The sequence below is a fragment of the Porphyrobacter sp. MBR-155 genome, from assembly GCF_040547625.1.
In the GTDB taxonomy this organism is placed as follows: Bacteria; Pseudomonadota; Alphaproteobacteria; order Sphingomonadales; family Sphingomonadaceae; genus Erythrobacter.
On the sequence record NZ_JBEPQB010000006.1, the window covers coordinates 187251 to 213178 of the forward strand.

At 62.8% G+C, this 25928-nt stretch carries 22 protein-coding genes; 16 read left to right on the top strand and 6 right to left on the bottom strand.

Annotated features, from left to right (window positions below; genetic code table 11):
• Positions 1-21: 21 nt before the first annotated feature.
• From gltB to ABIE62_RS08650, 3 genes are all read right to left on the bottom strand, one after another.
• Complete coding sequence (gene gltB, locus ABIE62_RS08640) at positions 22-4662, bottom strand: glutamate synthase large subunit (RefSeq protein ID WP_354325223.1); 4641 nt, start codon at positions 4660-4662, stop codon at positions 22-24.
• Positions 4663-4926: 264 nt separating this feature from the next.
• Positions 4927-5832, bottom strand: coding sequence for a hypothetical protein (locus ABIE62_RS08645; protein ID WP_354325224.1), 906 nt, complete (start codon positions 5830-5832; stop codon positions 4927-4929).
• Positions 5833-5839: 7 nt separating this feature from the next.
• Complete coding sequence (locus ABIE62_RS08650; RefSeq protein WP_354325226.1) at positions 5840-7102, bottom strand: TIGR04063 family PEP-CTERM/XrtA system glycosyltransferase; 1263 nt, start codon at positions 7100-7102, stop codon at positions 5840-5842.
• A gap of 89 nt (positions 7103-7191) precedes the next feature.
• Here ABIE62_RS08650 and ABIE62_RS08655 point away from each other — a divergent pair, with 89 nt between their 5' ends.
• The 4 genes from ABIE62_RS08655 (at position 7192) to ABIE62_RS08670 (ending at position 10652) form a co-directional block, all read left to right on the top strand.
• On the top strand, positions 7192-7413 hold the full coding sequence (locus ABIE62_RS08655; protein WP_354325228.1) for a hypothetical protein: 222 nt from the start codon (positions 7192-7194) through the stop codon (positions 7411-7413).
• Positions 7414-7416: 3 nt separating this feature from the next.
• Positions 7417-8799, top strand: coding sequence for a DUF5935 domain-containing protein (locus ABIE62_RS08660; protein ID WP_354325230.1), 1383 nt, complete (start codon positions 7417-7419; stop codon positions 8797-8799).
• 102 nt (positions 8800-8901) lie between these two features.
• Positions 8902-9351: a MaoC family dehydratase gene (locus tag ABIE62_RS08665; RefSeq protein WP_354325231.1), complete on the top strand. Its 450-nt coding sequence runs from the start codon at positions 8902-8904 to the stop codon at positions 9349-9351.
• Between the two features lie 119 nt (positions 9352-9470).
• Complete coding sequence (locus ABIE62_RS08670; RefSeq protein WP_354325233.1) at positions 9471-10652, top strand: acetyl-CoA C-acyltransferase; 1182 nt, start codon at positions 9471-9473, stop codon at positions 10650-10652.
• Positions 10653-10736: 84 nt separating this feature from the next.
• Here ABIE62_RS08670 and ABIE62_RS08675 read toward each other — a convergent pair whose 3' ends face one another.
• Complete coding sequence (locus ABIE62_RS08675; protein WP_354325234.1) at positions 10737-11345, bottom strand: HNH endonuclease; 609 nt, start codon at positions 11343-11345, stop codon at positions 10737-10739.
• 142 nt (positions 11346-11487) lie between these two features.
• Between ABIE62_RS08675 and gluQRS the strand changes: the two genes are divergently transcribed.
• The 4 genes from gluQRS (at position 11488) to ABIE62_RS08695 (ending at position 14107) form a co-directional block, all read left to right on the top strand.
• On the top strand, positions 11488-12330 hold the full coding sequence (gene gluQRS / locus ABIE62_RS08680; protein WP_354325235.1) for a tRNA glutamyl-Q(34) synthetase GluQRS: 843 nt from the start codon (positions 11488-11490) through the stop codon (positions 12328-12330).
• A gap of 24 nt (positions 12331-12354) precedes the next feature.
• Positions 12355-12585 (top strand): hypothetical protein, encoded by a 231-nt coding sequence (locus tag ABIE62_RS08685; protein ID WP_354325237.1) that lies wholly within the window; start codon positions 12355-12357, stop codon positions 12583-12585.
• A 5-nt stretch (positions 12586-12590) separates the two neighbouring features.
• Entirely contained in the window at positions 12591-13166 is a 576-nt protein-coding gene (locus ABIE62_RS08690; protein WP_354325238.1) for a cob(I)yrinic acid a,c-diamide adenosyltransferase, read from the top strand.
• Between the two features lie 71 nt (positions 13167-13237).
• Positions 13238-14107 carry a 3-hydroxyacyl-CoA dehydrogenase NAD-binding domain-containing protein gene (locus ABIE62_RS08695; protein WP_354325240.1) on the top strand — a complete coding sequence of 290 codons (870 nt, stop codon included), beginning with the start codon at positions 13238-13240 and terminating at the stop codon, positions 14105-14107.
• 13 nt (positions 14108-14120) lie between these two features.
• Here ABIE62_RS08695 and mutS read toward each other — a convergent pair whose 3' ends face one another.
• A complete protein-coding gene (gene mutS / locus ABIE62_RS08700) occupies positions 14121-16760 on the bottom strand; it encodes a DNA mismatch repair protein MutS (RefSeq protein WP_454184724.1) in 2640 nt (879 codons plus the stop codon).
• 154 nt (positions 16761-16914) lie between these two features.
• Between mutS and ABIE62_RS08705 the strand changes: the two genes are divergently transcribed.
• Positions 16915-19176, top strand: a complete 2262-nt coding sequence (locus tag ABIE62_RS08705) for an NADP-dependent malic enzyme (RefSeq protein ID WP_354325242.1) — start codon at positions 16915-16917, stop codon at positions 19174-19176.
• A gap of 13 nt (positions 19177-19189) precedes the next feature.
• Here the strand turns inward: ABIE62_RS08705 and ABIE62_RS08710 are convergent, their stop codons facing one another.
• On the bottom strand, positions 19190-19999 hold the full coding sequence (locus ABIE62_RS08710; RefSeq protein ID WP_354325244.1) for a DUF2569 domain-containing protein: 810 nt from the start codon (positions 19997-19999) through the stop codon (positions 19190-19192).
• 419 nt (positions 20000-20418) lie between these two features.
• On the opposite strand from ABIE62_RS08710, the gene ABIE62_RS08715 reads away from it, so the two are divergent.
• From ABIE62_RS08715 to ABIE62_RS08745, 7 genes are all read left to right on the top strand, one after another.
• Positions 20419-20607, top strand: coding sequence for a Flp family type IVb pilin (locus ABIE62_RS08715; protein WP_354325245.1), 189 nt, complete (start codon positions 20419-20421; stop codon positions 20605-20607).
• A gap of 78 nt (positions 20608-20685) precedes the next feature.
• Entirely contained in the window at positions 20686-21588 is a 903-nt protein-coding gene (gene cpaB, locus ABIE62_RS08720) for a Flp pilus assembly protein CpaB (RefSeq protein ID WP_354325246.1), read from the top strand.
• 5 nt (positions 21589-21593) lie between these two features.
• The gene (locus tag ABIE62_RS08725; protein WP_354325248.1) at positions 21594-23009 is read left to right on the top strand and encodes a type II and III secretion system protein family protein; all 1416 of its coding nucleotides are present in this window, start codon (positions 21594-21596) and stop codon (positions 23007-23009) included.
• Positions 22999-23274 carry a hypothetical protein gene (locus tag ABIE62_RS08730; protein ID WP_354325250.1) on the top strand — a complete coding sequence of 92 codons (276 nt, stop codon included), beginning with the start codon at positions 22999-23001 and terminating at the stop codon, positions 23272-23274. Before ABIE62_RS08725 ends, ABIE62_RS08730 begins: the two co-directional genes overlap by 11 nt.
• A 17-nt stretch (positions 23275-23291) precedes the next feature.
• Complete coding sequence (locus ABIE62_RS08735) at positions 23292-24821, top strand: pilus assembly protein TadG-related protein (protein ID WP_354325252.1); 1530 nt, start codon at positions 23292-23294, stop codon at positions 24819-24821.
• Positions 24818-25300 carry a TadE/TadG family type IV pilus assembly protein gene (locus ABIE62_RS08740; RefSeq protein ID WP_354325254.1) on the top strand — a complete coding sequence of 161 codons (483 nt, stop codon included), beginning with the start codon at positions 24818-24820 and terminating at the stop codon, positions 25298-25300. The genes ABIE62_RS08735 and ABIE62_RS08740 overlap by 4 nt, the downstream gene beginning before the upstream one ends.
• Complete coding sequence (locus tag ABIE62_RS08745; protein WP_354325255.1) at positions 25297-25914, top strand: TadE/TadG family type IV pilus assembly protein; 618 nt, start codon at positions 25297-25299, stop codon at positions 25912-25914. Before ABIE62_RS08740 ends, ABIE62_RS08745 begins: the two co-directional genes overlap by 4 nt.
• The last annotated feature ends 14 nt before the right edge of the window (positions 25915-25928 follow it).

The following is a 25928-nucleotide window of genomic DNA, read 5'->3' on the forward strand; positions in this document are numbered from 1 at the left end:
GTAATGTCTCGTTCCTGAAATCTATTCTGCCGCGACGCTGGCGGCTTCGTGGCGTTCCGCTTCCAGCCGCTTCAGCGCTGCCGCATAGTCGCGCGGCATGACCTTGACGAAGCGCGTCAGCGCCGCATCCCAATTGGCCAGCAATTCACCCGCCAGCTTGCTGCCGGTGTGGAGTTGATGGCGCTCGACCAGAATGCGCAGGCGTTCGGCATCGTGACGCAGCATGTCGCCCATGCCGAAATCATTGACCGAGCGCGGACGCTGCGTGGGGCGGCCCGTTCCTTCCTCGGCATCGGGAGCCGCCGAAATCGGCAGCAGATCGACCTGTGCGTGATTGACGAGGCTGGAGAAGTCGCCGTCCGGATCATAGACATAGGCGACCCCGCCGCTCATCCCCGCAGCGAAATTGCGTCCGGTCTTGCCCAGCACAACCACCACGCCGCCGGTCATGTATTCGCAGGCGTGATCGCCTGCGCCTTCGACCACGGCCAGCGCGCCCGAATTGCGCACGGCAAAACGTTCACCCGCGACGCCGTTGAAATATGCCTCGCCTGCCACCGCGCCATAAAGCACTGTGTTGCCGACGATGATGTTGTCCTGCGCGGCGCGCGGCGCGGTTTCGGGTTGGCGCACGATGATGCGTCCGCCCGATAGCCCCTTGCCAACATAGTCATTGGCATCGCCAACCAGATCGAGCGTTACCCCGTGGGCGAGCCACGCGCCGAAGCTTTGCCCGGCCACCCCGGTCAGATTGATGCGGATGGTGTCGATCGGCAGGCCTTCATGGCCATATGCCTTGGCAATTTCGCCCGATAGCATTGCGCCAACCGTGCGGTGGACGTTGCGCACGGTGCGGGTGATCTGCACCGGGGTTTTGGTATCAATCGCGCTGCGGCAATCGGCGATCAATTGATTATCGAGCGCGCCTTTCAGCCCGTGATCCTGCGTCGCCACGTTGCGCAGCGACGCGCCGTTCTTCAGTTCCACCTGGTGGAGGATGCGGCTAAGGTCGATCCCGCGCGCCTTCCAGTGGCGCTGCATCCGGCTGGTGTCGAGCCGGTCGACCCGGCCCACCATCTCGGCCACCGTGCGGAACCCCATTTCGGCCATGATCGCGCGCAGTTCTTCAGCGACGAAGAACATGTAATTGACCACGTGTTCGGGCTGACCGGTAAAGCGCGCGCGCAGCACCGGGTCTTGCGTGGCAACGCCGACCGGGCAGGTGTTGAGGTGGCATTTGCGCATCATGATGCACCCGGCGGCGATCAGCGGCGCGGTGGCAAAGCCAAACTCGTCCGCGCCGAGCAGCGCGCCAATGGCGACATCGCGGCCGGTGCGCAGCCCCCCATCGACCTGCACCGCAATGCGGCTGCGCAGGTCATTGAGCAGAAGCGTTTGCTGGGTTTCGGCAAGGCCGATTTCCCACGGACTGCCCGCGTGGGTCAGGCTGGTCAGCGGCGATGCGCCCGTCCCGCCGTCAAAGCCCGAAATGGTGACATGATCCGCGCGCGCTTTTGACACGCCCGCCGCGACCGTTCCCACGCCGACTTCGGACACCAGCTTCACCGAAATCCGTGCGACGGGGTTCACGTTTTTCAGATCGTGGATCAACTGCGCCAGATCCTCGATCGAATAGATGTCGTGGTGCGGCGGAGGCGAAATCAGGCCCACGCCCGGGGTCGAATGGCGCACCGCGCCAATGCGCTTGTCCACCTTGTGGCCGGGCAATTGCCCGCCTTCACCGGGCTTTGCGCCCTGCGCCATCTTGATCTGGATATCGTCCGAATTGACGAGATATTCGGTGGTCACGCCGAACCGGCCAGAGGCGACCTGCTTGATCCGGCTGCGCATCGAATCGCCATTGGCCAGCGGGGTAAAGCGGAATGGTTCCTCCCCGCCTTCGCCGGTATTTGAGCGCCCGCCGATACGGTTCATCGCGATGGCAAGGGTTGAATGCGCCTCGTGGCTGATCGATCCGAAGCTCATCGCCCCGGTGGCGAAGCGCTTGACGATTTCAGCTGCCGGTTCAACCTCATCAAGCGGGATTGGCTGGTCGGCTTTCTTGAATTCGAGCAAGCCGCGGATTGTCAGCAGGCGTTCGGATTGTTCATTGATGCTGGCGGCAAATTCTGCGTAATTTTTCGGGTCATTGCCGCGCACTGCATGCTGCAATTGCGCGACGTTTTGCGGGGTCCAGGCGTGTTCTTCGCCGCGCAGGCGGTATTGGTAAATCCCGCCAGCATCGAGCATCCCGTCATACAGCGGGTTGTCGCCGTAAGCCTGCGCATGGCGGCGCAGCGATTCTTCGGCGACTTCGGCCAAGCCGATGCCTTCGATGGTGGTGGCGGTGCCGGTGAAGAACTTTTCGATGAAGGCGGATGACAGCCCCACCGCATCGAAAATCTGTGCCCCGCAATATGACTGATAGGTTGAAATGCCCATCTTGGACATGACCTTGCGGATGCCCTTGCCCACGCCCTTGATGTAGTTCTGCTGCACCTTGGCGGGCGTCAGATCAGGGTGCCGCTTGGCGCGCAGCGCTTCGAGCGTTTCAAAGGCGAGGTAGGGGTTGATCGCTTCCGCGCCGTAGCCTGCCAGCACGCAGAAATGATGCACTTCGCGCGCTTCGCCGGTTTCGACCACCAGCCCGGTCTGCATCCGCAGGCCTTGGCGCACCAAGTGATGATGCACCGCTGCGGTTGCCAGCAATGCGGGCATCGGCACGCGGGCCTCGCTCTGCGCGCGGTCGGACAGCACCAGGATATTGTGATCCTGCAGCACCGCTTCTGTCGCGGCCCAGCACATTTCCTTGATCGCCAGTTCGAGGCCATCAGCCCCGCTCGCGGCATCCCAGGTGATGTCGATGGTGGCGCAGCGGAACGCGCCGTCGAGCGCCTCTTCGACCGAGCGGATCTTGGCCAGATCTTCGTTGGTGAGGATCGGTTGATCGACCTCCAGCCGCTTATGCGTCCCGGCGTCGCGGCCTAGCAGATTGGGGCGCGGGCCGATCATGCTGGTGAGGCTGGTCACCAGTTCTTCACGGATCGGATCGATCGGCGGGTTGGTGACTTGCGCAAAGTTCTGCTTGAAATAATCATACAGCAAGCGCGCACGGTTCGACAGCACCGCGATCGGCGTGTCGGTGCCCATTGACCCAATCGGATCATCGCCGTTCACCGCCATCGGCTCAAGGAAGCGGCTGATGTCTTCCTGCGTGTAGCCGAACGCCTGCTGGCGCTCCATCAGCGTCGTTTCTTCGGGTGGGATGGCGGCAAGTTCGGGGACGATATCGGTGATGTCTTCCAGCTTGTACTGCGCCTGTGCCAGCCACTTGGCATAGGGCTGGGCATTGGCGAGGTCGGCCTTCAGCTCGTCATCTTCGATGATGCGGCCCTGTTCCAGATCGATCAGCAGCATCTTGCCGGGTTGCAGCCGCCATTTGCGCACGATGTCTTCTTCAGCAAATGGCAACACGCCGCTTTCCGATGCGAGGCAGACGATGTCATCCTTGGTCACGCAGAACCGCGCAGGCCGAAGGCCGTTGCGATCCAGCGTCGCGCCGATCTGGCGGCCATCGGTAAAGCATACTGCGGCCGGGCCGTCCCATGGTTCCATCAGCGCGGCGTGATATTCGTAGAACGCCCGGCGCGCAGGCGTCATCAATGCGTTGCCGCTCCACGCTTCGGGGATCAGCATCATCATCGCGTGGGCAAGCGAATATCCGCCCGCGATCAGCAGTTCGAGCGCATTATCGAGGCAGGCCGTGTCGGATTGCCCGTGCGGGATGATCGGCCACATTTTGTCGAGATCGGGGCCGAGCAGGTCGCTTTCCATCGTGCGGCGGCGCGCGTTCATCCAGTTGACGTTGCCGCGCACGGTGTTGATTTCGCCATTATGGGCGATGAACCTATACGGGTGGGCCAACCGCCAGCTGGGGAAGGTGTTGGTGCTGAACCGCTGATGCACCAGCCCCAGCGCCGATACGCAATCTGGATCGCGCAGATCATCGTAGAAACTGCCGACCTGCGTTGCCAGCAGCAGGCCCTTGTACACCACCGTGCGGGTGGAACAGCTGGGGAGATAGGTATCGGTCAGACCGGGCAGGCCGTGCTTTTCGGCGAGCTGGGCGAGCGGGTTCTGCACCTGTTTGCGGATGGTCAGCAGCTTGCGTTCAATGGCGTCCTGATCGGCACAGTCCGGCCCGCGTGCGATCACCGCCATTTCGATCACCGGCATTGATGCGATCACCGCCGCGCCGAGGCCATCTATCGTGGTTGGCACAGCGCGCCAGCCGACAAAGCGCTGGCCTTCCTTGGCGGTGAAGGTTTCCATCCGCGCCTTGACGAAGGCGCGCGCCGCATCGTCCTGCGGCAGGAAGCACATGGCGATCCCGTATTCGCCCGGCGCGGGCAGATCGTGTCCCTGCGCGTCGGCCCATTTGCGAATCAGCGGATCGGGAATCTGGATCAGCAGCCCCGCGCCGTCCCCCAGCAGCGGATCGGCGCCCACCGCGCCGCGATGATCGAGCTTTTCGAGAATCTCCAGCGCCTGCGCGATGATGGCCTGACTTTTTTCGCCCTTGATATGCGCAACCATGCCGACGCCGCAGGCGTCATGTTCGTTGGCGGGGTCATAGAGACCCTGGGAGGAGGGGTATCCCATGGCAAAGTCCGATCTGTCAGATGTCGACAGGTGCGTATGGTGGCGAAACGCCTGACGCACGCTTGGCGACGATTATTCCGGACAAGATTTACCGCAGGCGGCCTACCTCACCCGATTTCGGGCTTCTCATGCCGACGCGAAGCGGGTTTGGCAATGGCTTTGCGTGAAGTATTATTTCTCGCAGAGGTATTCAAACTATCATTAGATTGCGTAACCTGCATCAGCTCGCCGGATTGCTTGCAGCTTTTGCGCCTATTACCCGGTTCAGGCCGCGCCGCGCAGTCCTTGCAGCCGGGCGATAGCATCGCGCAGCGGCTCACCCTCAGGGGCCGCGCCGCGCTCCCCGCTCAGCGCCGCCAGCGCCTTCATCGCTTCGGCCAATGCGGCTTCGCGGGCGGCGATGTCGTGGCGGTTGCCCGCTGTGCCGGGGGCAGTGGTGCGGTGTTCGTGCAGTGCGCCAGCAAAGCGTTCAACCATCTGGATAACGCTCAATTCCTGCACTGGCATCGCGCGCAGACGCGTTAGCGCGGTGGTGCCGGGGTTCGCGGCTGGAGATGGGAGTGTGGCCACCTCCGACTTGGGTGAGGGCTGGACAGGTTCCGTTTCGACGTGGGGTGCAAGCGTGGCCGCGTCATCCGCGATCGGTGCGGGCGATTCTTCAACCCACACCGCGTTACGGCCCGGCAGTTGCGCGAATTCCGCCAGATCAAGCGCGCGCGGCGGCGGCAGTGCTAACACCGGCGCGTCTGCGACAGGAGAGGGCGCAGGCACAGGCGGGGCAAAGGGCATGGTCTCCAGCGGTTCGTCCAGGCTGGCGCTGCCAAGTTCGTGCTTGGGATCAATCGCGCGGACATGGCTTGCCGCGCGCGCGACGAGCGAGGGCGCATCGGCGCCGGCCCGTTCCGCACGGCTGGCGCGGCTGGCAATCATGAACAGCGCGCCGCCAAGCAGCAATGCGCCGCCGATAGCCAGCACGATCTGCGCCTGCTGTCCAAGCAGCATCAGAACAGTGCCTTTGCTGAACTGTGCGATCAGGACAGGGGGCATGACCATAATCGAAAGTCCGGCCAGCGCCGCCCCCCAGACACCAAGCATTGGTGCAAAGGCCGGATGCGACGACAGCTTGCGCGGCCTGCGCTGCGTCGGTTGATCCTGCTGCCCCGTGGTCATTTGCGTGTCATCCCGCTGCTTGCGATGCGGCGCGTGCGCCGGACGTGCTGTTGTTTAGGCTCCGGGCTAACAAAAGATGGTAAACAGAAAGATAATTATGCGCATTGGCGGCCCAATCATGGTGAGCGCGCACATGGGCCTCGGCGCGATTGCGCATTGCGTCCCATCCTTCGCGCGCATCCAGCAGGCCTGCGAGCGCCGCAGCGCAGGCGGCGGGATCATCGGGCGCGAACAAGGTGCCGGTATCGCCATCGTTGATCAATTCGCGGTGCCCCCCCACGCTTGATGCGGCCACCAGCCGCCGCTGCGCCATCGCTTCCAATGGCTTTAACGGGGTGACCAGATCGGTCAGCCGCTGCGCCTTCCTCGGATAGGCGAGCACATCCACCAGCGAATAATAGCGTTCCACCTCACCATGCGGAACGCGTCCGGTGAAGATTACCACTTGTGGATCGGGCAGGGCCGCCGCCGCCGCGCGCCACGCGGCGTCCATCGGCCCCGCGCCCACCAGCAGCAACCGGGCCTGCGGGTGCGATTGCCTGAGCAGCGGCATCGCGGCGATCAGATCATCGACGCCTTCATAGGCATAAAAGCTGCCTATATAGCCGATCACCGGGGCTTCCGGGTCAAGTTCGAGCGTCCCGGCCAGCGCATTGTCGTGCGGAATTGGCTGGCCGAACAGCGACAGGTCAACGCCGTTGCGCATCACTGTGATCTTGCCCGGCGCAATGCCGCGCCGCGCCAGATCATCTTTCAACCCTTCGCAGATGGTGAACAGCGCATCGGCGGTTTTCGCCACCCGCGTTTCCAGCGCGCGGGTGAGGCGGTATTTGATGCTGCCTTCGCTGCCGGTCAGGTTGCCGACCGCGGCATCTTCCCAGAAGGCGCGGATTTCATAGACGAACGGGATCCCCAGCGCGCGCGCAGCACGTTGCGCCGCCGCGCCGCATAGCGCGGGCGAATGGGCGTGGATGATATCGGGCCGCCAGTCTGCCGCCAACGCGCGGATTGCGCGGTCAAGCGCATTGATTTCGCCCAGCTCGCGCAGTGCCGGCGGGCCTGCGGGAAGGCCTGCGGTGCGATGGAAGGTGAGGCCATCGGCAATCTCGGGCGATCCGCCGCCAGCAGCCTCAAGATTATGCCGCTGCCCGGTAATCCCCCGCACCTCCAGCCCCAGCCCTTGCTGCGCCTTCAAAATCGCGCGGGTGCGGAACGTGTAGCCGCTGTGGAGCGGCAGCGAGTGGTCAAGGACATGGAGCACGCGGGTCATGGCCCCAGCGCTTACCGCAGCTGTGCTTAACGCCGCGTCAACTGCATCGGTATAAGGATGAGGGGTATCGCGGCCCGGAGCCACCTGAGATGATCGATTATTTTGCGCTAGCGCTGGGTCATGGTCTGATTGCCATTGCGTTGCTGCGGCTGGTGCTGCGCGATGGGCTGGATACCGATCCGCTGATCGAACAGATGACATCCGACACCAAGGCCAATCGCAAGGCGAATAGCGGGACGGCCCGCAACGCCGCGCGCCGCGCGCGCAAGCCTGATGACCCCGCGACGCAGCAGCACGGCGATAGCGCGTAACCCATGCTCGACCTCGCCTTCCTTGCTTTCATTGGATATGTGCTGGTGCTCGGCATCCGGCGCCCGTTTCTGTGGGTGCTTCTGTATGTCTATATCGACATCCTCGCCCCGCAGCGGATCGGCTATTCGATCATTGCCAGCCTGCCGGTTTCGCTGATCGCGTTTGCCGCTGCGTTTGGCGGATGGCTGGCGCTGGATCGCAAACAAGGCGCGCGCTTTACCACCCGGCAGGGGCTGATGCTGGCGCTGCTCGCCTATTGCTGGTGGACCACCGGAAACGCCGATTTTCCCGCCGAGGCCGCAACCAAGTGGGATTGGGTGTGGAAGGCCTTGCTGTTTGCGATCTTCCTGCCGTTAACGCTCACCACTCGCGCCCGGATCGAAGGGCTGGCGCTGGTGCTGGTGCTGGCGATTGCCACCATCGTGATCGGCACGGGGATGAAGACCGTGCTGGGCGGGGGCGGGTATGAAAACCTCAAATTCTTCGTCAACGACAATAGCGGCATCTATGAAAGCTCAACCCTGGCGACGGTTGCGATCGGGCTGATCCCGATGATCTGGTGGTTTGTGCGGCATGGGACGGTGTTTCGCCCGCACTGGGCGGTGACGGCGTTCGCGGCGGCGCTGACCTTTGCCTGCCTGCTGGTGCCCATCGGAACCGAAGCGCGCACCGGATTGCTGTGCATCGCCGCGCTGGGTGTGCTGATGCTGCGTTATACCCGCCACCGCCTGCTGTTCATCGCCGGGGCAGGGGTGCTGGGCCTCACCGCGCTGCCGTTCCTGCCGCAAAGCTATTACGAACGCATGGCCACCATCACCGCGCCGGGCGGCGATGAAAGCGCATCGACCCGCGTGGCGGTGTGGCAATGGACGCTCGATTACGTCGATGAAAAGCCATTTGGCGGCGGGTTCGATGCCTATCGCGGCAACCGCTTTTCCTATGTCATGCCGGTTAAAGAGGTCGCCGGAAACACCACCACCTTGGAATACAAGGAAGTGGTCGATGAAGGCCGCGCGTTCCATTCTTCGGTGTTCGAGATGCTGGGCGAACAGGGCTGGCCGGGGCTTGCTATCTGGCTGGCGCTGCACGGGCTGGGGCTGTGGCAGATGGAGCGCATCCAGCGCCGCTGGCGCGGGCGTGAGGATGAGGCGGAACGCTGGATCGCGCCGTTTGCGGCGGCCTTGCAGATGGGCGCGGTAATCTATCTTGTCGGCGCGCTGTTTCAGGGGATTGCCTATCAGCCGGTGATGCTGATGCTGGTCGGTTTGCAGATCGGGCTGCATTCCTATTGCCAGCGGATCGATTCGGCGCGGGCGTTGCTGGATCGCAGCACCGCGTGCAAGCAGGCGGCCGGCGGCAAGATGCGCGGTGCCGTAACGGCATAATCGCCGCCGTTGCGCTCCCCCCGATGATGCGCCATGACACTGCCGCACAAGCAGCGCGGCGGGCACGGGATCTCGTCGGCGCAAACGCGAAGGAGGAGCCCGATGACCCCGCAGGAATTGGCCGCCAAGGTTGGCGAGAATATCGGCACCAGCCAATGGGCCGAAATGAGCCAGGAACGCATCAACCAGTTCGCCGAGGCGACCGGTGATCACCAGTTCATCCATGTGAACGAAGACATGGCGAAGATGACCCCGTTCGGCGGCACCATCGCCCACGGCTTCCTCACGCTGTCGATGATCCCCTACCTCAGCGCGAACAGCGATATGCCGCGCATTGACGGGATCAAGATGGGTGTGAATTACGGCGGCAACAAAACCCGCTTCATCGCCCCTGTGCGATCGGGCAAGCGCATTCGCGGCCACTGGAAACTTCTGGAAATGGTCGAAAAGCGCCCCGGCCAGTGGCAGCAGACCGCCGAAATCACCATCGAGATCGAAGGCGAGGAAAAGCCTGCGCTGATCTGCGAATGGATCACGCAGTTCTTCGTTTAAGGCCTGTGTGAGCCCGATGTGTGTTCCCGCGAGAGCGGGAACTTCATTCGGGACGGCGCAGACGCCAGAGGCCTCCGCCCACGCGGAGGCACACCCTCTAGAATAAAGGAATACCTCCCATGTCACGTGAAGCTGTTATCGTTTCCACCGCCCGCACGCCGATTGGCCGCGCATACAAGGGCGCCTTCAATGCCACGCCCGGCGCCACGCTTGGCGCCTACAGCCTCGCCCCCGCGATTGAACGCGCCGGGATCGAAGCGGGCGCGATTGATGATGTGGTGTGGGGCACGGTGCTGACCCAGGGCACGCAGGCGGGCAATATTGGCCGCCAGGTCGCGCTGCGCGCCGGTTGCCCGGTGACGGTGTCGGCCCAGACCATCGACCGCCAGTGTTCATCGGGCCTGATGGCGATTGCCACGGCTGCCAAGCAGATCATCGTCGACAACATGGATATCGTCGTCGGCGGCGGGCAGGACTCGATCTCGATGGTGCAGACGCCGGAAATGCGGGTGTCGCCCGACCGTTCGCTGATCGCGATGCACAAGGATGTGTATATGCCGATGCTTGGCACGGCGGAAACCGTCGCCAAACGTTACGGCATCAGCCGCGAATCGCAGGACGAATACGCGCTCCAATCGCAGCAGCGCACGGCCGCCGCGCAGGCTGCCGGATATCTCGATGCTGAAGTCGTTCCCGTCACCACCACCATGGCGGTGAAGGACAAGGAAACCGGCGAAGTCAGCCATGTCGAATTCACCCTGACCAAGGACGAAGGCAACCGCCCGTCGACCACGCTCGAAGGGCTGCAATCGCTTCAGCCGGTGATGGGGCCGGGGATGTGCATTACCGCAGGCAATGCCTCGCAATTGTCGGATGGTTCGTCGGCCTCAGTGCTGATGGAAGCCAAGCTGGCCGAACAAAAGGGGCTTCAGCCCTTGGGCCGCTATGTCGGCATGGCGGTGGCGGGCACCGAACCTGACGAAATGGGCATCGGCCCGGTCTTCGCGATCCCCAAACTGTTGAAAGCCACCGGCCTGAAAATGGACGACATCGGCCTGTGGGAGTTGAACGAGGCCTTCGCGGTGCAGGTGCTCTATTGCCGCGACAAGCTCGGCATCAATAACGATATCCTCAACGTCAATGGCGGCTCGATCTCGATCGGCCACCCCTATGGCATGACTGGCGCACGCTGCACCGGTCACGCGCTGATCGAAGGCAAGCGTCGCGGTGTGAAATATGTCGTCGTCACCATGTGCATCGGCGGCGGCATGGGCGCGGCAGGCCTGTTCGAAGTTTTCTGAGGGAAGGGTTTCTCAGCAAGAATAAAGAGCGGCGCGGGGGGCGACTCCCGCGCCGTTTTCCGTAAGCATTTCAGCGCGCTGGTATTACGCCTCCAGCTCGATGTCCCAATACAACCAGTCGCGCCAGGTTTCGTGGAGGTAATTGGGCGGGAACAGCTTGCCGTGCTGCTGCAATTGCCAGCTGGTCGGGCGGATCGGGGTGCGGTGCACGGGCATCGCCGCCTGTTTCGGGGTGCGCCCGCCCTTTTTCATGTTGCACGGCGCGCAGGCGGTGATGATGTTTTCCCACGTGGTGCGCCCGCCCAATCGGCGCGGCATCACGTGATCAAAGGTCAGATGATCGTGGCTGCCGCAATACTGGCACTGAAAGCGATCACGCAGGAACACGTTGAAGCGCGTGAAGGCGGGAAATTCGCTGTGCTTCACATATTGTCTGAGCGCGATAACGCTCGGGATTTTCATGTCGAGGTTGGGCGAATGCACCTCGCGTTCGTAGCTGGCGACAATATCCACCCGGTCGAGAAACACCGCCTTGATCGCCGTCTGCCACGGCCACAGGCTGAGCGGGTAATAGGACAGCGGGGTGTAATCGGCATTCAGCACCAGCGCCGGGCACGCCGACAGGTTGCGCGCCGGATCGCCGTCCGCGCTGCGGAACTGGGCCGCCTTTTCGATCAGTTCGGCATTGAACACGGTGCGCGTTCCTCCCTGATTGACTGGATCATGGCGTGCCAATCTAAAGAGTCAAACCCATGACAGGATGACTATCCACAGTGGCCTCCTGTGGACAGGCGGTGGGCAAATCTGTGGATGACGCAAGGTTATGTCCTGTGGCATGGCTGGCGCGATGCAGAATTGCGCCCCTTTGGTGACCCGGTTTGCGCCAAGCCCCAATGGGCGGCTGCATCTGGGCCATGCGCTGTCCGCGATCATCGCGCATGATCTGGCGAGGGCCAGTGGCGGGCGGTTCCTGCTCAGGATCGAGGATATTGACGGGCCGCGTTCACGCCCTGAACTGGCGGAGGAATTTCGCCGCGATCTGGCATGGCTGGGGCTGGAATGGGAAGAAGTGTCCGCGCAATCGACCCGGCTGGAAAGCTACGCCGCCGCCGCCGAAACGTTGCGCGCGCGCGGACTGCTGTATCGCTGCACCTGCACCCGCAAGCAGATCGTCGATGCCGGGGCGCAGGCGGGGACAGATGGCCTGATATATCCCGGAATCTGCAAGCATAACCCGCCTGACCCGGAGCTGCCTTCGGCGTGGCGGCTCGATGCAGACGGGGCGCTGGCGCAAACCGGCGCGCTGGTGTGGGAGGATGATTTTGCCGGGACAATCCCGGTCGATCTGTCCGGGCTGGGCGACGTGGTGCTGGTGCGCAAGGATCTGCCCGCCAGCTATCACCTTGCCGTCACGCTCGACGATGCGGCGGACGGCGTGACGCTGGTGACGCGCGGGGCCGATCTGTTCGCGGCGAGCCACGTCCACCGCACGCTTCAGGCGCTGCTCGGCCTGCCCGTGCCGCGCTGGCACCACCATGCGCTGTTGACTGACGGGGAGGGCCTGAAACTCGCCAAGCGGCGCGGTTCGCCAGCCTTGGCCGAACGGCGGTTGGCAGGCGAGGATGGGCTGGTGCTTGCCGCGCAATTGCGCTTGCAGCATTTGCGGCTTGGAACCTGACGCGCAAACGGCCATTATGCACCCATGAACTATGTCCTTGTGCCCGTGCTGCTCGTCCTGATGGGGCTTGTCGTCTTTTCGCTGATCCGTGGGATCATTGCCTTCCTCAAGACGACCAGGATCGATCTTGAAACCGGCGAGGGTAAAACCGCCACTGATATGCAGCTCGCCCAGAACAAGGCGATGTTTGCGCGGATCAAATATCAGGCACTGGCAATCGTGGTGGTGGTGATCATCCTTGCCGTCGCGCGCTGAGGCCTATGGTCAAGCTCAACAAGATTTACACCCGCACCGGGGATGATGGAACGACCGGGCTGGTCGATGGATCGCGCCTGCCCAAACATGCAGCGCGCATGGAAGCGATCGGCGCCGTTGACGAGGCGAATGCGGCGCTGGGTTTCGCCTTGCGCAAATTGAGCGGTGCGCCTGCCGATAGCGTGTTTCGCATCCAGAACGATCTGTTCGATCTGGGCGCCGATCTGGCGACCCCTGCGGAAAATGACGATTTTTCGCCAACAGACATGGTGCTGCGGATTGTGCCATCGCAGGTTGCATGGCTTGAAGAACGGATCGACGCGCTCACCGCAGTGCTTGCGCCGCTCACCAGCTTTATTCTCCCCGGCGGGACAGAGGCGGCTGCGCGGTTGCATCTGGCGCGCACCGCGACGCGCCGCGCCGAACGCGCGATGACCGCGCTGGCCGCAACAGAGCCGACCAATCCGGCGGCGCTGCGTTATATCAACCGGCTTTCGGACTATCTGTTCGTGTTGGGCCGCGCCGCCAATAATGATGGTAAGGCGGACATAAAGTGGGTTCCCGGCGCCAATCGCGATTGAGAACGCAGCTAGTCAGGCCGCACCTTCCCCGCTAGGGCGAGCGCTTTGCTGCACTTGCGAAGGAATACACCATGCGCAATATCGCCGTCATCGGCGCCGGTCAGATGGGAACCGGCATCGCTCAGACTGTCGCCGCCCAAGGCATGAAAGTCATGCTGTCGGACGTTGACCTCGCCCGCGCTGAAGCGGGCAAGGCCACTGTCGAAAAGGCGCTGGTCAAGCTGATGGGGCGCGGCAAGATCGAAGCGGGCGAGGCCGAGGCGCTGCTCGCCCGCATCACCCCGGTTGCCGATTACGCACCGATGGCCGAGGCCGATCTGATCATCGAAGCCGCGACCGAGCGCGAGGAAATCAAGAACGCGATTTTTCAGGCGGCGGGCAAGGTGCTTTCAGCCGATGCGATCATGGCATCGAACACATCATCGATCCCGATCACCCGTATGGCCAATCATTCGCCCGATCCGGCGCGCTTTATCGGGCTGCATTTCTTCAACCCGGTGCCGGTGATGGGGCTGATCGAGGTGATCCCCGGCCTTGCCACTGCGCAGGCCACCACCGATCGCGTGACCGAATTCGCGCGCGAACTGGGCAAGGAAGTGGTGCTGAGCCAGGATGAACCCGGCTTCGTCGTCAACCGCATCCTTCTGCCGATGATCAACGAGGCAGTGTTTGTGCTCGGCCAGTCGACCGCGGGGATCGAGGATATCGACAAGGGCTGCCGGCTCGGCCTCAACCACCCGATGGGGCCGCTGCAACTGGCGGATTTCGTGGGCCTGGACACCTGCCTCGATATTATCAACGTGCTCTACATGACCACCCGCGACACCAAATATCGCCCCGCGCCGCTGCTGGTAAAATATGTCGAAGCCGGATGGCTGGGCCGCAAGACCGGGCGCGGGTTTTACGATTACACGGGTGAGGCGCCGGTTCCCACGCGGTGATGCCCGCGCTTGGTCAGCGCTTGTTGGCGGGCAGTGCGCGCTTCCATTGATACAGCAGGTCGAGCGCCTCTCGCGGGGTTAGTGCATCCAGATCGGCGGCGCGCAATTGCTCTGCCAGCCGTTGTTCGGGCGACGCCTGCGGTTCGGGGCGCAGCGCGGCGAACAGCGGCAGATCGCCCAGCCCGGCGGCAATCCCTCCGGTGGCTTCGCGGGTGGCCTCAAGCTTTTCAAGCACCGCCTTGGCGCGTTCCACGACAGCATCGGGCACCCCGGCCAGCCGTGCGACCGCAAGGCCATAGGAACGATCCGCAGGGCCTTCGGCAAGTTCATGCAGCAACACCAGATCGCCCTGCCATTCACGCGCGCGGACATGGTGCAGCGATAGCGCCTCACAAGTCTCCGCCAGCCGCGCGAGTTCGTGATAATGGGTGGCGAACAGGCAGCGGCAGGCGATGCGCGAATGCACCGCTTCGGCCACCGCCCATGCCAGTGCCAGGCCATCATAGGTCGATGTGCCGCGCCCGACTTCATCAAGGATCACGAAACTGCGCTGGGTCGCCTGCGCCAGAATCGCGGCGGTTTCGACCATTTCGACCATGAAGGTGGATCGCCCGCGCGCCAGATTATCCGCCGCACCAACCCGGCTGAACAGGCGGTCGACCAGCCCTACGCGCGCCGCCGTGGCCGGGACAAAGCACCCCGCCTGCGCCAGCAGCACGATTAGTGCGTTCTGCCGCAGGAAGGTTGATTTACCGCCCATGTTCGGCCCGCCGATCAGCCATAGGCGGTTATCCTGAGCCAGAACACAGTCGTTGGCCACAAACCGCTCGCCCGCCTGCGCCAACGCGGCTTCGACCACCGGATGCCGCCCGCCGGTGATGGTAAGGCCCGTGTCTTCGGCAATCTCCGGCCGGCACCAGTCGCTTTCGGCCGCGCGTTCGGCATTGGCGGCAGCGACATCGATCCGGGCGAGTGCGGCAGCGGTCGCGGCGATGCTTTCACGTGCAGCGGTGATTTCGGCCACCAGCGCTTCGAAATGCGCTTCTTCGGCAGCCAGCGCATGGCCGCCCGCTTCGGCGATGCGTGCGGCTTCCTCGTGCAATGTCAATGAATTGAACCGCACTGCGTCCTTCATCGTCTGGCGATGGGTGAAGCCGCTATCGGGTGCCATCAACCGGTCGGCATGGCGCGCGGCAACCTCGATGAAATAGCCGAGCACGCCGTTGTGGCGAATCTTGAGCGTGGCGATCCCGGTTTCGTCGCGGTAGCGGGCCTCCATCGCGGCAATTGCGCGGCGCGCATCGCCCGATGTGGCGCGCAATTCATCAAGCCCAGCGTCATAGCCATCGGCGATATAGCCGCCATTGCTGCGTTCGGTCGGGGGCGAGGGCACCAGCGCGCGGCCCAGCAAATCGGTCAAAGCGCCGTGGCCGGTCAGGCGGGCGAGCATATCATCGAGCAGCGCGGGGCGATCAGGCGCGCCCGAAAGCCAGCGATGCAGCCGCATTGCCTCGCTCAGCCCATCGCGCAATTGACCCAGATCGCGCGGGGAGCCGCGCCCCGCCACCACCCGGCCAAGCGCGCGGCCCAGATCGGGGATCGCGCGCAAGCCATCGCGCAATTGCGCGCGCTCAATCGGGCGATCACGCCAGAATTGCACCAGCGCCAGCCGCGCTTCGATCGCGGCATGGTCGAGCAGCGGGGCGGACAGGTCTTCGGCCAGCAAGCGCGATCCTGCGCCGGTAACGCAGCGATCCACCGCGCCGATCAGGCTGCCGTTGCGCCCGCCCGAGGTGGATTCGAGGATTTCGAGGCTGGCGCGCGTCGCCTCATCCATCGCCATCCCAGCCTCGGCGGTGCGCCGCACCGGGGGTAGCAGCAAGGGCAGGTTCCCGCGCCCGACATGGTCGAGATAGGCGATCAATCCGCCTGCCGCCGCCAGCATCGCGCGCGAAAAGTCTCCAAAGGCATCCAGCGTCGCCACCGCGTGCAGCGCCTTGAGCCGATCTGCCCCGGCATCGCTGGCGAAGGTGCCGCGCGGGCGGAAAATCGCCTCGTCCGGCCCATTTGCCCAATCTTCGGGCACCACCACTTCGCTTGGGCCAATCCGCGCCAGCGCCGCGCCGAGCATTTCGGGCGCGCATTCCTCCAGCACCATTGCGCCGGTTGAAACATCGCAGGCGGCGATCCCGATTGATCCGCGCAGTTCCGTCAGCGCCACCAGCACATTGGCGCGGCGCGGTTCGAGCAAGGCTTCTTCAGTCAGCGTGCCCGCTGTCACCAGCCTGACAATCGCGCGGCCCACCAGCACCTTCGATGATGGCGTGCCTTCGCGCTTGGCGCGCGCCTTGGCTTCGTCGGGCGTTTCGATCTGTTCGGCAATCGCCACCCGGCAACCCGCCCGGATCAGCCGCGCAAGATAGCTTTCCGCCGAATGCACCGGCACGCCGCACATCGGGATCGGCTGGCCATCATGTTCGCCGCGCGTGGTCAGCGCGATATCGAGGATTGCCGCCGCGGCCTTCGCATCTTCGAAGAACAGCTCGAAGAAATCGCCCATCCGGTAGAACAGCAGCGCGTCGCCCGCGTCCTCGCGCAGCGCGAGGTATTGCGCCATCATCGGGGTGGGTTTGGATTCGGTGGGCGCGGCCATAGCTGCATTGCCTAGACACCAGCGTTGCGATTCGGAATGTCTGCCCTTACGGATGTCCCCGGAGTTGCGTCATTTCCGCCCTTTCGCGGTGCCGCCCTCCTCGCTAAGCGGGGCGCGGATTTCGCCAAGCGCACACAAAAAGGGATCAGGCACCATGGCCGAAGAGAACAAGGGTGGCTTCACCACCCGCGAGGCATTGTTCTATCACGAGACGATCCGGCCGGGTAAGCTGGAGATCGTCGCGACCAAGCCGATGACCTCGCAGCGCGATCTCAGCCTTGCCTATTCGCCGGGCGTCGCTGCGCCGGTTGAGGCCATCGCCGCCGATCCCGCGCTGGCCGCGCGCTACACCGCCAAGGCCAATCTGGTCGCGGTGATCACCAACGGCACCGCGATCCTTGGCCTTGGCAATCTCGGCGCGCTTGCCGCCAAACCGGTGATGGAAGGCAAGGCGGTGTTGTTCAAACGCTTTGCCGATGTGGATTCGATCGACATCGAACTCGATACCGAAGACCCCGAAGCCTTCGTCAATGCGGTCGCGCTGATGGAGCCGACCTTTGGCGGCATCAACCTTGAAGATATCAAAGCGCCCGAATGCTTCATCATCGAAGCCGCGCTGCGCGAACGCATGAAGATCCCGGTGATGCATGATGATCAGCACGGCACCGCGATCATCACAGCGGCGGGCCTGCTTAATGCCTGCCACCTGACCGGGCGCGACTTCAAGGACGTGAAGGTGGTGGTCAATGGTGCAGGCGCGGCGGCGATTGCCTGCACCGCGTTGATCAAGGCGATGGGTGTGCGCCACGATAATGTGATCATGTGTGACCGCACCGGCCCGATCACGCCGGGCCGCGCAGACGTGGATCAGTGGAAAAGCGCCCATGCGGTCGCCACCACCGCCACCAGCCTTGAAGAAGCCTTGGTGGGCGCGGACATCTTCCTCGGCCTGTCAGCGGCCGACGCGCTGAAGCCCGAATGGATGCGCAAGATGGCGGACAGGCCGATCATCTTTGCGATGGCCAACCCGGTGCCCGAAATCATGCCTGACGCTGCCAAGGCCGTGCGCCCCGATGCGATCATCGCTACCGGGCGCAGCGATTTTCCCAATCAGGTCAATAATGTGCTGGGCTTTCCGTTCATCTTTCGCGGCGCGCTGGATGTGCAGGCGACCACCATCAACGAAGAGATGAAAGTCGCTGCAGCCGAGGCGATTGCCGAACTCGCCCGACGCAGCGTGCCCGAAGAGGTCGCGTCCGCCTATGGCAAGAACCAGAAATTCGGCACCGATTACATCATCCCCGCCCCGTTTGACCCGCGCCTGATCGAAGTCGTGTCGTCCGCCGTGGCCAAGGCAGCGATGGATTCGGGCGTGGCCCGCGCGCGGATCGACGATTTCGACGCCTATCGCATCCAGCTGCGTTCGCGCCTCAACCCCACCACCTCGGTGCTGAGCGGGGTTTACGAAGTCGCCAAGGCCAACCCCAAACGCATGGTTTTTGCCGAAGCGGAAGAAGAAGTGGTGCTGCGCGCCGCGATCCAGTTCCGCGATTTCGGCTATGGCACGCCGATCCTCGTGGGCCGCACCAAGGCGGTGGTCGACAAGCTGCATCAGCTTTCGGTGTCCGATCCCGGCAGCTTTGAAATCCAGAACTCGGCCGATAGCGAACACGTGCCCGCGATGGTCGATTTCCTCTACAAGCGGCTGCAACGGCGCGGCTTTACCGAACGTGACGTGCGCCGGATGGTCAATCAGGAACGCAACGTGTTTGCCTCGCTGCTGGTGGCGCTGGGCCACGGGGACGGGATGATTACCGGCATGACCCGCACCTTTGCGCAAACCGTGCGCGAGGTGAACCTGGTGCTCGATCACAAGGACGGCGCGGTGCCGTTCGGCGTTCACATGATGATCGGCAAGAACCACACCACCTTCCTCGCCGATACCACCATCAACGAACGCCCCAACGCAGCCGAACTTGCCCATATCGCCCGCGAAACCGCAGCGGTTGCGCGGCGCATGGGGCATGAACCGCGCGTTGCGTTCCTCAGCTATTCGACCTTCGGCAACCCGTCGGGCCAATGGCTGGGCAATATCCGTGAAGCGGTGGCGATCCTTGATCGTGAGGAGCCCGGCTTTGAATATGAAGGCGAAATGGCCCCCGATGCCGCGCTTAACCCCAGGGTGATGGAACTCTACCCGTTCAGCCGCCTGTCCGGCCCGGCCAATGTGCTGATCATGCCGGGGCTGCAATCGGCCAACCTTTCGGCCAAGCTGCTGCGCGAACTGGGCAGCAACGCCACCATCGGCCCGATGATGATCGGCATGGAAAAGCCGGTGCAGATCGTGCCGATGACCGCGACTGTGCCCGATGTGCTGACGCTGGCGGTGCTGGCGGGCGCGGGGGTTGTGGGGTAAATACGCCCCCGCCCTAGGCGGCGAGGCGCCAGCGGTAGGTTACGTTTACCCGATCGGACAGCAGCATAAAGGGCATCCACACCGCGATGCTGATTGCCACCTTCTGGAGGTTGCCTTCTAACAGGCTGACCAGCGGTTCCACCACATTCGCTGGCAAAGACCCGATCTGCGAAATCTGGTTCGCGATCATGATCTGCATGACCATATCGGTCAGCCACACGAACAACAGCATCCGCGGGAACAGCGGGATGTTGCGCAGCGCCATGACAAAGGCGACCATGTAGAAGAAGTTCATCACGATCACGTCGAGCGCCATCACCACGAACATCGTCATCGCCCAATCGGGGGCCAGCGCGCTCATCGCGGGGATTGCGAAGAAAAATTCGCCGCTGCGGATCACCACGTTGATCATCAACCCGATCAGCAGCGATGCGAGGAAGCCGACCGGGCCGAACATCGGATGCTGGCTGGCTTCAGCCGGGCTGACACGCCGCCATTTGCCGATGAAGGACAGGTGGAAATCAGGCCGTTGGCGCGCATATTCGCTGGAATAGGCGCTGCGGGCGATCAGATAGCCTGCAATCGGGGCGATGATGATCGCGCCATAGACCAGCAGCATCGGCACTGCGTCTTCGGCGTGATCCACCGGGGTGGCGGAAAAGGTCATGCGCAGCGCGGCGGCGATGCCGGCAAAGGCCACCCATCCGGCGGCGAGCCACACCATGTTGCGCGTCAGGAACGGCGGGATGGCGATGCTGCGCTGATAGAGCGAGTGGCTCCACCCGGCAAACCAGCTGCGAAAAGAACGGGATATTGCGTCCACGTTAGCCAAGGTTTCCTCCGACCGGTTTTTCACCCCGTTCCCGATTCGCGAATCGGCGCGGTGGCCGATGGTGATTCGGGGTGGGAGACAAAAACCGGTTTAAAATGAAACACCTTCCGAACGGTTAATTGATACATTAACCTTGCGGGTTAACGAAGGGATTTGTTAACTTATTGTTAACTAACCAACTTCATTTTATGGTTGAAAAAGCGTTGACCCCATGCCGCAAACCGCAGCATTATAAGGGCGTTCGGGGGGAACTGAACACACGGGATCACGGTCAACGTGCTCCTGCATAACAAAAAAATGGTCGTGTATCCCGTAACGGGAAGTTTCCTTCGGCAGGCGTCCCGCCGGCGAGACCGGTCTGGCGTGTTTTCAATCGGCCATGTTGGCCACTGATACGTAAGGACTGTACCATGACTAACCTGATCAAGAATTTCCTTAACGACGAAGCCGGCGCTTCGGCTGCTGAATATGCTCTGATTCTGGCGATCGTCGGCAGTGCTATTGCTCTTGCCGCTGTCACCCTTGGGGATGCGATTGCCGAAGCAATGGACGATGCTGCTACGCTGATCAAAGAGCCCCCTGCAGCCCCTGCGCCCTGAGAATAATGAAATAAGGGTCCATGCGGCAACCGCTGCATGGACCCTTATTCGATTTGTTTTTTGATTGGGGGGCGGCAGTTGCAAAACCGGAACATCTTTATCGTCATCGGCGCTTTGGTGATCGCCGCCTTTGCCGTATTTCTGGTCAATGCCTATCTGACCGGCGTTGAACAGCGGGTTGAAAAGCAGGCAGAGGCGCAGGAGTTGACGACTATCGTCGTCGCGACCCAGCCGCTCGATTTCGGTGATCCGCTCACGCCTGAAAATGTCAGGCTCCAGAATTTCCCCGCCACTTCGGTGCCGCAGGGCGCGTTTACCACCATCCGCGGCGCGCTCGCCGATAACCGCGTGGCGCTGCGCCCGATTGTGCCGGGCGAACCGGTGCTGGCTGACAAGGTCAGCGGCGCCAGCGGCAGAGCCGTGCTCGCCGCCAAACTTCCCGAAGGCATGCGCGCTGTCGCGATCCCGGTAACAGACGTGACCGGGGTTTCCGGATTCGTGCGCCCCGGCGATACGGTGGACGTGTTGCTGACCCGCCAGATCCCCGGTGACGGGGCAGAGGCCGCCGATCTGATGTCAGACATCATCCTTGAACGGGTCAAAGTGCTCGCCATCGATCAAATCGCCAACGAAGGCGCAACCGAAGCGCAGGTGGGCAAAACCGCCGTGCTGGAAGTCGATCCGCTGCAGGCCCAGCAACTGGCCATCGGCACCAAACTGGGCACGTTAAGCCTGGCGCTGCGCAATGTTGAATCGCTGGAAGAAGCCAAGGGCCGCACCCTGACCAACCGCGATGTCGGCAATTCACGCCTTTATATCCGCAAACGCCCGACGCAGCAGGCATCGGCAATGGCCCGGCCCGCCGCGATGGCGCAGCCCGGCAGCCCGATGGCGCGGCCAATGCCCAGCGGGCCAAGCATGACGATTTATCGCGGGGTTGAAGGCCAGGCCTACCCGGTCAACCTTCTGGGGGGGAGATAGGGATCATGAAGCATATTCTGGCAGCAGCCCTGCTGGCATCAGCCGCGCTGGTCGCGGTTCCTGCGCAGGCCCAATCTTCGGGCGCGGACATTCACGCCGGCGAAATCGAAGTGGCGATCAATAAAAGCCAGATCGTCACCGCCGACCGCGCGATTGATCGCGCAATGATCGGCAGTGAAGCGATCGCCGATGTCCTGCCGGTGTCCGACCGGTCAATCTATATCCTCGGCAAGTCAGTCGGCACGACCAGCCTGACGCTGTATGACAAAGCCAATCGCGTGATCGCGGTGATGGATATCTCGGTCGGCCCCGATGTCGATGCCTTGCGCAACCAGTTGGGCCAAATGTTTCCCGGTCAGACAATTGATGCGCGGCTGACCAATGGCAAGCTGATGCTGTCCGGCACGGTCAAGGATGCAGGCGTCGCCAGCCGCGTGGCCCGCCTTGCCAGCGCATTTGCGGGCGATGACGTGATCAATATGCTGTCACTCGGCAGCCCGCAGCAGGTGATGCTGGAAGTCCGCTTTGCCGAAGTGAACCGCACGGTCGGCGAAAAGCTCGGCGTCAGCGGCTTTGCCAACTCGCTCGGCGGCAGTTTCCGCGGCGTAACCGGCGGCGGTGCCTCTGCGCGCTCGGATGGGTTGGGGGGCAATCAGCTCGGCATTGATCCGATCCTCGACCAGTTCGGCATTTTCAGCGCGCTGTTTTCAATCGGCGATGTCGATATCGAAGCCTTCCTCAACGCGCTTGAAGAACAGGGCATGTCGAAAACCCTGGCAGAACCGACACTGGTTGCGCTGTCGGGTGAAAAGGCATCCTTCCTTGCGGGCGGCGAATTCCCGATCCCGGTTGTGCAGGGCGGCAATTCCGGCGGCGGGGGCGGCGGCACGGGTGGTCAGGCGATCACGGTGGAGTTCAAATCCTTCGGCGTCAGTCTGGGTTTCACCCCGACCGTGCTGGGCGACAATCTGATCAACCTGATTGTGGAGCCGGAAGTCAGCTCGCTCGACCCGTCGGCTTCGGTGACGATCAACGGCCTGACCATTCCGGGCCTGCAAACCCGGCGCGCGTCGACCACGCTGGAACTGCGCGACGGGGAAAGCTTTGTTCTTGGCGGGCTGCTGCGCACCGAATTCCAGACCAATGTCCAGCAACTGCCGATCCTCGGGTCGATCCCGATCATCGGCTCGCTGTTCCGGTCAACTCAGTTCCAGAAGGGCGAAACCGAACTGCTGATCGTGGTCACGCCGCGTCTGGTGCGGCCGATCCGCCCCGATCAGGTGCGGCTGCCAACCGATCGCGTGGCCGATCCCGATGCGGTTGAAACGCTGTTGTTCGGTCAGGATTACAAGCCGCAGACGCTGCCACCAAGCGCGCCTGCGGGGCAACCGCGCACTCAGGGAGACGGCTATGAATACTGATCGCATTGTTCTGGCCATCGCGGGCAGCGTGTTGCTGACCGGCTGCGCGACCTACGGCAATCTTGACGGGGCCTATGATCCCGAAGCGTTTGGAGAGGCGAACCGGCAGACCTATGCCGCGATGGTCGTCAATCCCGAACCGGTTTACACCGAAGACGCGACCCACAGCGGCGAAAAGGCGGCGGATGCGATTGATCGTTATCGCGAAGATGCGGTCAAGCTGCCCGAACGCCTGTCGACTTCGGAAGTTCCCGAAGGCGGATGAGGCAGAGGGGCAGGTCCATGATTGCAAAGCGACTCTTCATCGATTTTGCAAAGGCGCGCGATGCGGCGATTGCCCCGCTATATGCGCTCGCGTTGTTCGGGCTGATCATGATCGCCGGGGTCGGCTGGGACTATAGCCGCATGGCGACGATGGACAGCGAGCTGCAGAACGCCGCAGATCAAGCCGCGCTGGCCGCTGCGACGCAGCTGACGGGTGTGACGGGGGCTAGGGCCAATGCGACGGCAGCTGCCACAAACTTCCTCGCCACCGCGGGCAGCGCCTGGGCCAACGAAACCAAGCTGGCCAATGATGAAGGTGGCCGGACGGTCGGAGGACTGACATTCGAATTTTTCCAGAGCTGGAACCACGCGACCGACGTTCCCGGCCCGGCGGCGACCACCGATGCCAATGCGCGCTATGTCAGGGTGACTGTCGGTGGACGCGAGGCATTTTACGCGCTGACCGCGATTGGCGGGCTGGCTTCGTCCGGCCTGATGGGTGCCAGCGCGGTGGCGACGCTCGAAGCTTCCGCGTGCAACGTCCCGCCGCTAATGGTCTGCGCGCCTACCGGCAATTCAGGCTGGCCGACGGCCAGTGACATCGGCAGCGCGGTCGACATGCGCGAAGGCCCGCAAAACGCTGAGAATTTCACGCCCGGCAACTTCGATCTTCTCGATATCGACTATGACAGTCTGTCACAGAACGAACAAAACCGGACGTTGGGGCTGAATTCGGATCTGCTCGGTTGCACCGGAGAGCAAATCACAACGGAGCCAGGCCGGCGCGTTCCCCAGAACACTGCGATCAACACCCGCTTTGGCATATATCCGAACGGCAACAACTTCGCTTGTCGCGCCAACGGGGATTTCTGTCCCGGCGACGTGACCCGCAACGATTTGGTGCGGCAGGTGACGGTGAATGGCAATGGCAACAACGCGACCTGTGAGAATACCGCTGGCGGCGATCTGATACCCTTTACAGATATCCCCGGCGGCGCTGTGCCCAAGCAAGGCTTCCCGCTTGATACGTGCCAGACGCTCGGCCTCGCCGGATGCCTCAGTTTCGGGGATGGTGCATGGCCGGTGGACACCTATCTGAACGATATCCACGGCACCACATCGGCATCGATCCCCGGTCTGGATGCGGACGGGAACGGGAAGATTTCGCGCTTTGAAGTCTATCAGTGGGAACGCCAGGTCGCGTCGCGGACCGCGCCGCGTGAACTGGCCCGTGTTAACACCACATCGCCGACCAGAACCACGCTCTATTGCTCTGCCCCGCGCCCGATCGAAGGAACGCCGGTTGTGCCTTCGCCCACGCAAAAGGATCGCCGTATCCTGACCGTGGCGGTGGTCGACTGTGCAGGCCAAGGTGGCCGGTTTGATGTCAACACCTTCAGATTTGTGGACATGTTCTTGCTTGGCCCAATGACTGGCCAAACGGGTTCGTCAGAGCTCAAGGCGGAAATCATGGGCCCGGCACGGCGCGCCGACGGTGGCAGCGGGTTCCAGAACTTTGGCCGCAAGAAACCGGTGTTGGTGCAATGATCCGCCGTTTCACCCGAAACCGCGTGGGAACCGCCGCGACCGAGTTTGCGCTGACGTTGCCATTGATGCTGGCGCTGATTTTCGGATCGATGGAGGCCGGGCATTTTTTCTGGACGCAGCACAAAATCGTCAAATCGGTGCGCGACGGCGCGCGCTTCGCCTCGCGGCTCGATGTCGAACGCCTGTGCGCTGGCGATGCCACGCTGCTGGCGGAAATTCAAAACGTCACGGCAACGGGTCAATACGCAACAGGCGGCACGTCCAAAGTCCCCGACTGGGAGTCAGCGGATGTCCAAGTTGTTATAGAATGCGATGAATTCGTTGACACCGGAATCTATGCCGATCTTGGTGAGGGAGGCCCGATGGTTACTGTCGATTCAGGCCCGGTCGCCTATCCTTCGATCCTTTCCGGGCTGGGCTTTATCGATGACACGATCAACCTCTCGGCCAGGTCGAGCGCGGCGGTGATGGGCATATGAAGCGCCTTTTGATCATGTGGCGCGACAGGCAAGCCGCCTCGGCAGCGGAATTCGTGCTGGTTCTGCCCGTGGCGCTGCTGCTGCTGTTCGGCATCATCGATGTCGGCAATTACGCATGGACGCTCAACGAGTATGAAAAGGCGACCCAGATGGGCACCCGTCATGCGGTGGTCAGCAATATGGTTTCGCCGGGGCTTCGAGACGAGCTCTATGTCGGTAAGCCGTATTGCGGCACCCTCCCCCTGCGGGCTGGCGACCGGATTTGCCGGGAAGCATTGGGCGCGCTCGAATGCAGCAGCACTGGGTGCCAGTGCGTTGGCAACTGTCCGGGCAACCTTGCTGTTGATTCAGCCGCATTCACCGCTCTGGTTACACGTATGCAGGCCATTCAACCCGACATAACACCAGGGTCGGTGCGTGTCGTATATCAGGGATCAGGGCTGGGTTTTGCAGGGGATCCCAACAAGCCTGAAATTGCCCCGCTTGTCACCGTACGAATCGTAGATGCGACGTACACGCCCATCAGCTTGTCGCCTTTCGGCACCACAGTTCCTTTACCGGACTTCTCCTATACTTTGACGCTCGAAGATGGAGAGGGTGACCCTCCCGTCTAGAGCTGAAATGGATA